General features: G+C 64.7%; 9 protein-coding genes. 7 read left to right on the plus strand and 2 right to left on the minus strand.

The features are described 5' to 3' along the window. Positions 1-4 precede the first annotated feature (4 nt). Positions 5-1,597: a serine hydrolase gene (locus tag ACQ7JA_RS23070; RefSeq protein ID WP_430902046.1), complete on the plus strand. Its 1,593-nt coding sequence runs from the start codon at positions 5-7 to the stop codon at positions 1,595-1,597. Between the two features lie 113 nt (positions 1,598-1,710). Here the strand turns inward: ACQ7JA_RS23070 and ACQ7JA_RS23075 are convergent, their stop codons facing one another. Both ACQ7JA_RS23075 and ACQ7JA_RS23080 read right to left on the minus strand, forming a co-directional pair. Next, the gene (locus ACQ7JA_RS23075) at positions 1,711-3,282 is read right to left on the minus strand and encodes a trypsin-like peptidase domain-containing protein (RefSeq protein WP_430902047.1); all 1,572 of its coding nucleotides are present in this window, start codon (positions 3,280-3,282) and stop codon (positions 1,711-1,713) included. A 108-nt stretch (positions 3,283-3,390) separates the two neighbouring features. Then, positions 3,391-4,185, minus strand: a complete 795-nt coding sequence (locus ACQ7JA_RS23080; RefSeq protein WP_430902048.1) for a class I SAM-dependent methyltransferase — start codon at positions 4,183-4,185, stop codon at positions 3,391-3,393. Between the two features lie 391 nt (positions 4,186-4,576). On the opposite strand from ACQ7JA_RS23080, the gene ACQ7JA_RS23085 reads away from it, so the two are divergent. From ACQ7JA_RS23085 to ACQ7JA_RS23110, 6 genes are all read left to right on the plus strand, one after another. Further along, a complete protein-coding gene (locus ACQ7JA_RS23085; protein WP_430902049.1) occupies positions 4,577-6,211 on the plus strand; it encodes a TldD/PmbA family protein in 1,635 nt (544 codons plus the stop codon). Between the two features lie 13 nt (positions 6,212-6,224). Further along, positions 6,225-7,559 carry a TldD/PmbA family protein gene (locus tag ACQ7JA_RS23090; RefSeq protein WP_430902050.1) on the plus strand — a complete coding sequence of 445 codons (1,335 nt, stop codon included), beginning with the start codon at positions 6,225-6,227 and terminating at the stop codon, positions 7,557-7,559. Positions 7,560-7,622: 63 nt separating this feature from the next. After that, the gene (locus ACQ7JA_RS23095; protein ID WP_430902051.1) at positions 7,623-9,260 is read left to right on the plus strand and encodes a TldD/PmbA family protein; all 1,638 of its coding nucleotides are present in this window, start codon (positions 7,623-7,625) and stop codon (positions 9,258-9,260) included. A 12-nt stretch (positions 9,261-9,272) separates the two neighbouring features. Continuing rightward, the gene (locus tag ACQ7JA_RS23100; RefSeq protein ID WP_430902052.1) at positions 9,273-10,610 is read left to right on the plus strand and encodes a TldD/PmbA family protein; all 1,338 of its coding nucleotides are present in this window, start codon (positions 9,273-9,275) and stop codon (positions 10,608-10,610) included. Positions 10,611-10,625: 15 nt separating this feature from the next. Further along, the gene (locus ACQ7JA_RS23105) at positions 10,626-11,246 is read left to right on the plus strand and encodes a DUF4159 domain-containing protein (protein ID WP_430902053.1); all 621 of its coding nucleotides are present in this window, start codon (positions 10,626-10,628) and stop codon (positions 11,244-11,246) included. Positions 11,247-11,286: 40 nt separating this feature from the next. Continuing rightward, complete coding sequence (locus ACQ7JA_RS23110) at positions 11,287-12,243, plus strand: AAA family ATPase (RefSeq protein WP_430902054.1); 957 nt, start codon at positions 11,287-11,289, stop codon at positions 12,241-12,243.

Genomic DNA, 12,243 nt, shown 5'->3' on the forward strand with positions numbered 1-12,243 from the left:
TTCAATGAATCGAGTAGCAGCCGCGGTCCTGATCGCGGTGTCCACCACCGGTGCGGTCTTCGCACAGGATGCGGCGCCGGCCGCCGCCGCCGTCGCGCCGGCATATGACCTGCGCGCCGACGTCGAGCGCGTGATGAAAGAGTTCGACGTGCCCGGCATCGCCATCGCCGTCGTCAAGGACGGCAAGGTCGTCGCCGCCGAGGGCTTCGGCGTGCGCAAGCGCGGCGAAGCGGCCAGGGTCGACGGCAAGACCATCTTCGAGATCGCCTCGAACTCCAAGGCCTTCACCGCCGCGGCGCTGGGCATGCTGGTCGACCAGGGCAAGCTGTCCTGGGACGATCCCGTGATCAAGCACCTGCCGGACTTCCGCATGTACGACGCCTACGTCACCGCCGAGATGACCGTGCGCGACCTGCTGACCCACCGCAGCGGCCTGGGCCTGGGAGCGGGCGACCTGCTGTGGTGGCCGACCACCACGTTCAGCACCGACGAGATCATCCACAATCTGCGTTTCGTGAAGCCGGCGACGAGCTTCCGCAGCGCCTACGCCTACGACAACCTGCTCTACATCGTGGCCGGCAAGATCATCGCCGCCAAGTCCGGCAAGACCTGGGGCGAGACCATGCACGAGTGGATCCTCAAGCCAGTGGGCATGACGGGCACCACCACGAGCCTGGAAGAGAACACGAAGTTCGCCAACGTCTCGGCGCCGCACAGCAAGATCGCCGGCAAGGCCGTGCCGGTCAAGCCGATGCCGGTGGCGAACGCGGTCGGCGCGGTCGGCATCAACACCAGCGCCGAAGACATCGCGCGCTGGATGAACGTGCTGCTCGATAACGGCAAGGTCGGCGCGGACAAGCGCCTGTGGTCGGACAAGCAGGCGCGCGAGATGTGGACCGCCCAGACCCCGATGACGATCAGCCAGCCGCGTCCGCCGCTGGCCGCCACCAAGCCGAACTTCTACGCCTACGGCCTGGGCTTCCAGCTGCGCGACTACCAGGGCAAGCTGGTCGCCATGCACGGCGGCGCGCTGCAGGGCTTCTATACCCGCGTGCTGCTGGTGCCGGAAGCGAAGCTCGGCATCGCGATCTTCACCAACGCCGAAAGCGGGCCTTCCCTGAACGCCCTGCAATACCGCCTGCTGGACCAGCACCTGGGCGTGGCGCCGACCGACTGGATCGGCCGCATCGCCGACATCGACAGGGAAAACCAGGCCAAGGAAGCGGCCCGTGTGAAGGGCGAGGCGGCGTCGCGCGCGGCGCAGTCCAAGCCTTCGCTGGCGCTGGCCTCCTACGAGGGTGACTACGAGGATGCCTGGTACGGCAAGGTTTCGATTAAACGTGTGAATAACAGGCTGGTGATGTCCTTCACCCGCACGCCCGACCTGACGGGGGAGATGGAGCACTTCCAGCACGACACCTTCATCGTGCGCTGGAAGGAACGCAACTTCAACGCCGACGCCTATGTGACCTTCTCGCTGGACCACGACGGCAGCATCGAACGGGTGCGCATGAAGCCGGTGTCGACCGAGACCGACTTCAGCTACGACTTCCAGGACCTGCTGCTGGTGCCGGTCAAGAAAGAAAAGAAGGGCTGATCGCCTGCTGGCTGAACGCGTGGGCAAGAAACTTGCCCACCCTACGTCTCGATTTCTGTAGGGTGGGCGGTCCCCCGCCCACGCGTTCAACTACACGTTGAAACTTCGGAACGTCATTTCCCGTTCCACACCTTCATCATATCGTCCGACCCCTGGCTGCGAATGCCGTTGTCCGACAGGATCGATTCGGTCGCATCCAGCGCCGCCTTGCGCGGCAGGATCAGGGTCTCGCCATAGCGCTGGTCGAACTTGAAGACCACGTGCTCGTCCTTCAGGTCGCGCAGGGTGCTCACCAGGTGCGCCAGGCTGCGGATCTTGACGCCGTTGACCGTGTCGACCACCGAGCCGAAGCGGTTGCCGTAGCCCGTCACCAGCCGGTGCGGGAAGAAGGGGCCGCTGATCACGACCAGTTCCTCGCGCGCCGCGTCCGGCGAATCGCCGCGCTGGTTCACCAGCGGATTGTCGTTGAAGGCGTAGGCCGTCATCGCCGCCGCATTCGTCATCAGGAAGCTCGCGAATTCGGCCGACGCGCGGGTGAAGGACACCGGTCCGTAGACGAAGTAGGAGGGATAGCCGCCGTTCAGGTCGGGGATCAGGAGCGGACGCGGGCCGCTGGTCGGCACCTCGACCTTCATGGTCTTGCCGCTGCGGACGATGGTCATCGGCACCTTGCCGTTCTTCGCCACCTGCTGGATGCGGTACTGGAAGCGCACGCGCAAGTTCGAGCCCAGCTTCACCATGCCCTGGTTGTCGACCGGGTACTCGCCGATGTGGGTGATCACGTCCCACTCCTTCAGCGGCCAGGAAGCATCAGGCTTGTACGGACGGTGCACCACCGCGCCCTCCACCGATTTGTCCAGCTTCAGGTAGGCGCGCAGGGCCGGGTTCTCCAGGGTCTGGACGCTGTCGTGCAGCAGCGGCTTGCCGTCGTAGCGGCCATCGGCCACGTCCTTCAGGAACAGCTCGATCTCCTCGTTCGGGATCACGTAACCAATGTTCTGGGCCCCGGCCGCCATCGAGAAGGCCAGGCCGATCATCTTGTCGCCGGCGATCACGGGGCCGCCGCTGTTGCCCGGGTTGATCGGCGCGTCGATCTGGATGCGCAGGCCCGAGCTGAACGAGCCGTAGCCGACGAACTCCACGCGCGAGACGATGCCGCGGGTGGTCGAGAGCGAGTTGCCGCCGACCGGATAGCCGTAGGCGTAGACGGCTTCGCGCACGTCCGGCAGCACGGCGGCGCGCTGCACCGGCGGACGCTTCTCAAAAAAGGAAGGATCGTCCAGCTCCAGCACCGCCAGGTCCAGGCCGCGCGCCAGCGCGATCACCTTGGCCGGCACCTTGTCGCCCGACTGGCTGGCCTGCACCTCCACCTGGCTGGCGTATCCCACCACGTGGGCATTGGTCAGGATGCGCTTGCCCTCGATGATGACGCCGGAGCCGGTGATGTCGCGCGGCGACTGCTTGGCCCAGGGTTTGTACGGGTCAGGGGCGCGCACGGTGGAGAAGATCTTGACCACCGAGTTCTCGACCGCCGGCAGGGCCGGAGCCGTGGTGGCCGATGGCGTCGCGACCGCCGGCGAAGGCGGGGTGCCGGGAACGGGCGCCGGGGGAGGAGTGGTGTCCTGTGCGTGGACAAGGCCTGCCAGGGCGAATGCCACGGCGGCGGCAAGACGTGCGGTTTTCATGGTTTCCTTCGGTGGCGTTGCGATTGATTCGAACCGCAAGAATATACACGCTCGCCGCCGAAGGAAATACACAAAATTCCACGGAGGGGGCGGCCCCTCCGGGATGGCTTACTGCTTGACGAACTTGAGCGTCATGCGGTCGCTCTCGCCGATCGCCATGTACTTCTCGCGGTCCTTGTCCTTGTTGGCCAGGACCGGCGGCAGCGTCCACACGCCCTTCTCGTGGTCCGCCTTGTCCTTCGGATTGGCATTGACCTCGGACTTGGCGGCCAGCTTGAAGCCGGCGCTTTCGACCGTCTTGATCACCCAGGCCTCGTGCAGGTAGCCGCTCGAGGCTTTCGCATCCTGGGTCATCGAGGCTGGCAGGCGGTGGTCGACGATGCCCAGCACGCCGCCCGGTTTCAGGACCTTGTGGATTTCCTTGAAGGTGGTCTTGAGGGCGTCTTCGCCGTTGCCGACCCAGTTGTGCAGGTTGCGGAAGGTGAGCACCATGTCGACGCTGTTCGGGGCCGCGATCTGGTAGGTTTTCGGCGGTTCGAACACGCTGGGGACCACCTTGTCGTAGATCGCCGGGTTCGAGTCGAGCTTCTGCTTGAAGGCCATGCCGTAGCGATTGCCCGGTGCGATCGCCTGGCCCGCCCCGATCAGCTTGCCGTTCTGGCGCAGGTAGGGCGCCAGGATCTCGGTGTACCAGCCACCCGAGGGCACCAGCTCCACCACCGTCATGTTCGGCTTGATGCCGAAGAAGGTCAAGGTCTCGTAGGGATGGCGCGCCGCATCGCGCGCCTTGTTCGCGGCGCTGCGGTGTTCGCCCGCGATAGCGGCTTTCAGGGCGTCGTCGGCCTGCGCGGCGCCGGCTGCCAGGCTGGCAACGATACCTGCGGCAAGGATCAGTCGTTTCATCGGTTCGAGGTCTCCGTGGTGATTGTGCGCGGCCGGGCGGGACGCCGCCGCCGCGCCGATGATCAGGCACGCGGGCCGGACAGTCAAGCAGTGTTCGCATATACATATTTGTCCCCCGAGCATGTCCGGAGGAGTGTCCGGATTGGCCCTGCGGACAGGGTAGCGGACACTTTCTGCGGACAGCGGACGCCCACGCATTCATGCATCCAAAAGACGCTTTGATCTGGCACAACAATTGCCTATTCAAAACCTCAAGTTGCTGCTAAGGTTGACAAGTTTGCCGGCCTCGATCGGGACCGGCAAAACCGCTTTCCCTGCGCCGTAAATACAAGAGCGGACCGCGTCGTCAGCGGGACCGCTGCCCAGAAGTAGGTTGATTTCAGGAGATTTTATGGAACGCCGTACCTTTCTAAATTTCAGCAGCCTGGCGCTCGCCTCCACGATGCTCCCCTTCACCCGCGCGATCGCGGCTGAAGAGCTGCTGAGCAGCATGCCCACCGCCGCCAAGAAGGCCCTCGCCGACGTCGCGCTGAACGCCGCCACCAAGGCAGGCGCCAGCTATGCCGACGTACGCATCGGCCGCTACCTGAACCAGTTCATCACCACGCGCGACCTGAACGTCGAGAACGTGGCGAATACCGAGTCGGCCGGCGTGGGCGTGCGCGTGATCGCGAACGGCGCCTACGGCTTCGCCGCGACCTCGGACATGAGCAACGACGGCATCGCCAACGCGGCGCGCCAGGCGGTGGCGATCGCCAAGGCCAATGCCAAGCTGCAGTCCGAACCGGTGCGTCTTGCACCAGTCAAGGGCGTGGGCGAGGTGTCGTGGTCCACGCCGATCAAGAAGGACTGGCGCACCGTGCCGATCAAGGAAAAGGCGGACCTCCTGATCGCCGCGAACAAGGCCGGCATGGACGGCGGCGCAACCTTCATGAACGCCATGCTGTTCCAGGTGAACCAGCAGAAGTATTTCGCCTCCACCGACGGCTCCTACATCGAACAGGACGTGCATCGCCTGTGGGCTCCGTTCCAGGCCACCGCCGTCGATAAAAGCACCGGCAAGTTCCGCTCGCGCTCCGGCCTGGGAGCTCCAGTCGGCATGGGCTACGAATACCTGGACGCGCGCCCGGAGCACAAGCTCAAGGCGGCCGGCGGCGTCGCGACGCTCTATACCGGTTCCTACGACATCATCGAGGACGCGCGCGCCGCGGGCCGCGATGCCAAGACCAAACTGACCGCCAAGTCGGTCGTGCCGGGCAAGTACGACCTGATGCTCTCGCCCGAACACCTGTGGCTGACCATTCACGAGAACGTCGGCCACCCGACGGAACTGGACCGCGTGCTCGGCTACGAAGCCAACTACGCCGGCACCAGCTTCGCCACCCTGGATAAGTGGGAGACGAAGAAGTTCAAGTACGGCAACCCGATGGTCAACCTGTACGCCGACAAGGTCACCCCGGGTTCGCTCGGCTGCGTGGGCTACGACGACGAGGGCGTGAAGACCAAGAAGTGGGACATCATCAAGGACGGCATCCTGGTCAACTACCAGGCCACGCGTGACCAGGCCCACATCATCGGCGAGAAGGAGTCGCACGGCTGTTCCTACGCCGACTCGTGGAACTCGGTGCAGTTCCAGCGCATGCCGAACGTCTCGCTCGCCGCGGGCAAGAAGAAGCTGACCCCGGACGAGATGGTCAAGGACATCAAGAAGGGCATCTATATCGTCGGCGACGGCTCCTTCTCGATCGACCAGCAGCGCTACAACTTCCAGTTCGGCGGCCAGCTGTTCTACGAGATCAAGGACGGCAAGATCGGACCGATGCTGGAAGACGTGGCCTACCAGGCCAATACCCAGGAATTCTGGAATGCCTGCAGCGCGATCTGCGACGAACGCGACTGGCGCATGGGCGGCTCCTTCTTCGACGGCAAAGGCCAGCCGCCGCAGATCAGCATCGTCTCGCATGGCTCGTCGACGACGCGCTTCAACGGCATCAACGTGATCAACACCGCCCGCAAGATCGGCTGAGGTATAGGCAACCATGAGCATCCTGACCCAAGACCAAACCAAGCGCATCACCGACCGCGTCATGTCGCTGTCGAAAGCCGACGAGTGCACCGTCAGCATCGAAGGCTCGCGCATCGGCAACATCCGCTTCGCGCGCAATGCCGTGTCGACCGCCGGCCTGTCGGACGACACGCAGATCCAGGTGCAGGTCGCCTTCGGCAAGCGCCAGGGCACCGCCACCATCAATGAGTTCGACGACAAGTCGCTGGAGAAGGCCGTGCGCCGCGCCGAGGACCTGGCGCGCCTGGCGCCGGAGAATCCGGAATTCATGCCGGCGATCGCCAAGACCGCCTACAAGCCGTCCGAGACCTTTGTCCAGCGCACCGCCGACATCGACCCGGAATTCCGCGCCCAGGCCGCCGCCTACGCGATGGAAGCCTGCCGCAAGAAGGGCCTGGTTTCGGCCGGCTTTTTCACCGACCGCTCGACCTTCGAAACCGTGGCCAACTCGAATGGCGTGTTCGGCCACCAGGTCGCCACCTCGCTCGACTTCACCTGCACCGTGCGTACCGAAGACGGCCGCGGTTCGGGCTGGGTCAAGCGCTCGGCGCGCGACGTGGCCAAATTCGACCCGCGCGAAGCGGCCGACATCGCCATCGAGAAGGCGCTGCGCTCGGTGGACGCCAAGGCCCTCGAGCCGGGCCGCTACACCGTGGTGATGGAGCCTTCCGCCACCAGCGACCTGCTGACCTTCATGATCGGCGGCTTCAATGCCCGCATGGCCGACGAGGGCCGCAGCTTCCTGTCGAAGAAAGGCGGCGCCAACCGCCTGGGCGACAAGCTGTTCGACCAGCAGGTCAACATCTGGTCCGACCCCTGGGACAAGGATGTGCCGGTGCTGCCGTGGGACGGCAATATGCTGCCGCGCGAACGGACCCACTTAGTGAAAGATGGCCGCATCAATGCGCTGAACTACTCGCAGTACTGGGCCAAGCAGAAGGGCCAGCGCGCCATCGGCAGCGCCGGCAACATCATCATGGCCGGCACCGACAAGGCTACCTCCGAGCTGATCGCCAGCACCAAAAAGGGCGTGCTGGTGACCCGCACCTGGTACATCCGCATGGTCGACCCGCAGTCGGTGCTGGTGACGGGCTTGACCCGCGACGGCACTTTCTACATCGAGAACGGCAAGGTCAAGCACCCGATCAAGAACTTCCGTTTCAACGAGAGCCCGGTGTCGATGCTGAACAACATCGAGGAGATCGGCAAGCCGATCGTGATCGGCGGCGACGAGGCGAACTACTCGATGCTGATTCCGTCGATGAAGATCCGCGATTTCAACTTCACTTCGCTGTCGGACGCGGTTTAAGCCGCCGCCCATGCGGGGCCGCCGGCACGGCTGGCCGCCCCGCGCATTCATACGGAAACTCACATGGAACGTCGTAAATTCCTCCAAATCGGCGCCGGCACCGCGGGCGCCATGCTGGTCCCCGTCTTCGGCAACGCCATCGCCGCCGAAGAGCTGCTCAACCCCATGGCTGCGAGCGCGAAAAAGGCCATCGCCGACGTCGCGCTGAACGCCGCCACCAAGGCCGGCGCCAGCTATGCCGACGTGCGCATCGGCCGCTACCTGAACCAGTTCATCGTCACGCGCGACCTGAACGTCGAGAACATCAGCAATACCGAGTCGAGCGGCGTCGGCGTGCGCGTGATCGCCAATGGCGCCTACGGTTTCGCATCGACCAACAACATGAGCGCGGATGGCGTCGCCGAAGCCGCGCGCCAGGCCGTCGCCATCGCCAAGGCCAATGCCAAGCTGCAGACCGAACCGGTCCGCCTGGCGCCCGTGAAGGGCGTGGGCGAAGTGGCCTGGGCCACGCCGATGAAGAAGGACTGGCGCGGCATTCCGGTCAAGGAAAAGGCCGACATGCTGATCGCCGCCAACAAGGCGGGCCTGGACGCCGGCGCGACCTTCATGACCGGCTCGCTGTTCCAGATCAACCAGCAGAAGTACTTCGCCTCCACCGACGGCTCCTACATCGACCAGGACATCCATCGCCTGTGGGCGCCGATCAACGCGACCGCCGTCGACAAGGCCAGCGGCAAGTTCCGCTCGCGCGCCGGCCTCGGCTCGCCGGTCTCGATGGGCTACGAGTATTTCGACGCCAAGCCGGGCGACAAGGTGCGCGCGGCAGGCGGCGTAACCACGCTCTACACCAATTCCTATGACCTGATCGAGGATGCTCGCCTGGCCGGCAAGCAGGCGCGCGAGAAGCTCAGCGCGAAATCGGTGGAACCGGGCAAATACGACCTGGTGCTCTCGCCCGAGCACCTGTTCCTGACCATCCACGAGAACGTCGGCCACCCGACGGAACTGGACCGCGTGCTCGGCTACGAAGCCAACTACGCAGGCACCAGCTTCGCCTCGCTCGACAAGTGGGAAACGAAGAAATTCAAGTACGGCGCCGAGCGCGTGAACTTCGTCGCCGACCGCACCACCCCGGGTTCGCTGGGTCTGATCGGCTACGACGACGAGGGCGTGCGCGCCAGGAAGTGGGACATCATCCGCAACGGCGTGCTGGTGAACTACCAGGCCACGCGCGACCAGGCCCACATCATCGGCGAGAAGGAATCGCACGGCTGCTCCTACGCCGACAGCTGGAGCACCATCCAGTTCCAGCGCATGCCGAACGTGTCGCTGGAGCCGGGCAAAGGAAGGCTTACACCAGATGAGATGGTCGCGGACGTCAAGAAGGGCATCTACATCCTGGGCCGCGGCTCCTACTCGATCGACCAGCAGCGCTACAACTTCCAGTTCGGCGGCACGCTGTTCTACGAGATCAAGAACGGCAAGATCGTCGGCCCCCTCGAAGACGTGGCCTACCAGGCCAACACCCAGGAATTCTGGAATGCCTGCAGCGCGATCTGCGACGAGCGCGACTGGCGCATGGGCGGCTCCTTCTTCGACGGGAAGGGCCAGCCGAGCCAGGTCAGCGCGGTCTCGCACGGTTCGAGCACCACGCGCTTCAACGGCATCAACGTCATCAACACCGCACGCAAGATCGGTTGAGGAGAAGACACCATGAAACAGCTGAACCAGGAACAAGCCAAGCGCATCACCGACCGCGTGATCGGTTTTTCGAAAGCCGATGAATGCAGCGTCTCGATCGACGGCAACCGCACCGGCAACATCCGTTTCGCGCGCAACAGCGTGTCGACCGCCGGCCTGACCGAGGATACCCAACTGGCCGTGCGCGTCGCTTTCGGCAAGCGCACCGGGACCGCCGTGATCAACGAGTTCGATGACAAGTCGCTGGAAAAGGCCGTGCGGCGCGCCGAGGAACTGGCGCGCCTGGCGCCGGAAAACCCGGAATTCGTGCCGGCCTTCGGTCCGCAGGAATTCCGCGGCACCCAGACCTTCGTGCCCGCCACGGCCGCGATCGACCCGGACTACCGCGCCGAGGTGGCGGCCGCCTCGATCGGCCAGGCGCGCGCGAAGAAGCTGGTCACTGCCGGCTTCTTCACCGACAGCACCCGCTTCTCGGCGATCGCCAACTCGAAGGGCGTGTTCGGCTTCCAGGAATTCACCGATCTCTCCTTCACCTGCACCGCGCGTACCGAAGACGGCCGCGGTTCGGGCTGGGTGACCCGATCGGCCAACGATGCACGCCGCTTCAACGCGGGCGAAGCCGCGGCGGTCGCGATCGACAAGGCGCTGCGCTCCGTCGATGCGAAGGCGCTGGAGCCGGGCCGCTACACCGTGATCCTCGAGCCGGCCGCGACGTCCGAAATCCTCGGCAATATGTTCAGTTCCTTCAGTGCGCGCAGCGCCGACGAAGGCCGCAGCTTCCTGGCCAAGAAGGGCGGCGGCAACCGCCTGGGCGACAAGCTGTTCGACGAACAGGTCAATATCTGGGCCGACCCGTGGAATCCGGACGTGCCGGTCGCCCCATGGGACGACAACACCATGCTGGCCCGCAAGCGCACCGACCTGGTCAAGAACGGCCGCGTTGCCTCGCTCGGCTACAGCCCCTACTGGGCGCAGAAGACCGGCAATGCTCCGACTGCCAGCCACGGCAACATGATCATGGCGGGCGGCACCAAGTCGCTCGATGAGCTGATCGCGGGCACCAAGAAAGGCATCGTGGTGACCCGTACCTGGTACATCCGCATGGTGGACCCGCAGTCGCTGCTGCTCACCGGGCTGACGCGCGACGGCACCTTCTACGTCGAGAACGGCAAGATCAAGCACGCGGTGAAGAACTTCCGCTTCAACGAGAGCCCGGTCACCATCCTCAACAACATCGAAGAACTCGGCAAGCCCGAGATCATCGGTGGCGACGAGGTGCCTTTCCAGATGGTGCTGCCGCCGATGAAGGTTCGTGACTTCAACTTCACCTCGCTGTCCGACGCGGTGTAAAGCGGGTTTCGCACGATGGCAAAGTACGATTTCTACTTCACGCGCCTGAGCTACGAATCGGGCGACTGGGACGTGGATATCCGTATGCCCAGCAACGTGCTGAACTCGCTCGTCGAGTACACCACCTTGCGGGTGGATCCGACCGAGCGCATCGTGGCCCTGTCGGATCCGAAGATGCTGGAAGCGCCGTTCTGCTATTTCGCGGGACACAAGCTGGTGCAGTTCACCCCGGCGGAGCGGCGCAACCTTGAGAAGTACGTGCGCGGCGGCGGCTTCGTGTTCGTGGACGACTGCAACCACGACATCGACGGCCTGTTCGCGAAATCGTTCGAGGCCGAGATGGTCAAGATTTTCGGCGCGTCCGCCCTGAAGAAGATCCCGAATACGCACCCGCTGTATTCCTGCTTCTTCAAGTTCGACGGGCCGCCGACCACCGGGGGCGAGCTCAATGGCTGGGGCGACGACCTGGTGCACGAATACCTGAAAGCCATCGAGTTTGGCGGGCGCATCCGCCTGCTGTACTCGAACAAGGACTACGGATGCGAGTGGGACTACGACTTCCGCAACAAGCGGTTCCTCGCGGTCGACAACACCCGCTTCGCGGTCAACATCATTCAATATGCGTTGGGAGCCTAAAAGAGTGTCGGAAGCGTGGAATGAAGAACAGATCGCCAGCTTGACGGCGAAGATTGGCGCCCTCAAGGCGAGCATGGCGCGCGTCATCATCGGCCAGGAAGAAGTGGTCGACCTGCTGGTGACCTGCCTGCTGGCCGGCGGCCACGCCCTGGTCGAGGGCGTGCCGGGGCTCGGCAAAACCCTGCTCGTGAAGTCGCTGGCCCAGGCCACCGACATGCAGTTCCGCCGCGTGCAGTTCACGCCGGACCTGATGCCCTCGGACATCGTCGGCACCGAGATCCTCGAAGAAGACACCACCACGCGCCAGCGCGTGTTCCGCTTCCAGCAGGGTCCCGTGTTCACCCAGGTGCTGCTGGCGGACGAGATCAACCGCGCGCCGCCCAAGACCCAGTCGGCCCTGCTCGAGGCCATGCAGGAGCGCGCCGTCACCTTCGCAGGCACGACCCATAAGCTGCCGCGTCCCTTCTTCGTGCTGGCCACGCAGAATCCGATCGAACAGGCCGGCACCTATCCGCTGCCGGAAGCGCAGCTCGACCGCTTCCTGTTGCGCATCGACGTGGTTTACCCGACGGAAGATGAAGAAGTCCTGATGGTCTCGCGCACCACCCACGCCGGGCTGGACGATGCGGAGCCGGCAATGTCGGTCGAAGACCTGCTGCGCCTGCAGCAGCTGGTGCGCGACATCGAGATCGGCGAACACCTGCTGCGCTACGCCACCCGCCTGGTGCGCGCGACGCGCCCATCGGAGACGACGGTGGCGGCGGTGAAGCAGCACATCGGCTGGGGCGCCGGTCCGCGCGCCGGCCAGGCACTGGTGCTGGCCTCGAAGGCGCGCGCCCTGATGCAGGGACGCCTGGCGGTGACGCGCGACGACATCCAGGCCATGCTGCTGCCGGTGCTGGCGCACCGCGTGCTGCGCAACTTCGAGGCCGAGGCCGACGGCATCGCCATCGCCGACATCCTGCACTCCCTGCGTAACGAGATCCGGGTCGATTAA

The sequence above is a fragment of the Massilia sp. BKSP1R2A-1 genome, from assembly GCF_050586525.1.
In the GTDB taxonomy this organism is placed as follows: Bacteria; Pseudomonadota; Gammaproteobacteria; order Burkholderiales; family Burkholderiaceae_D; genus Telluria.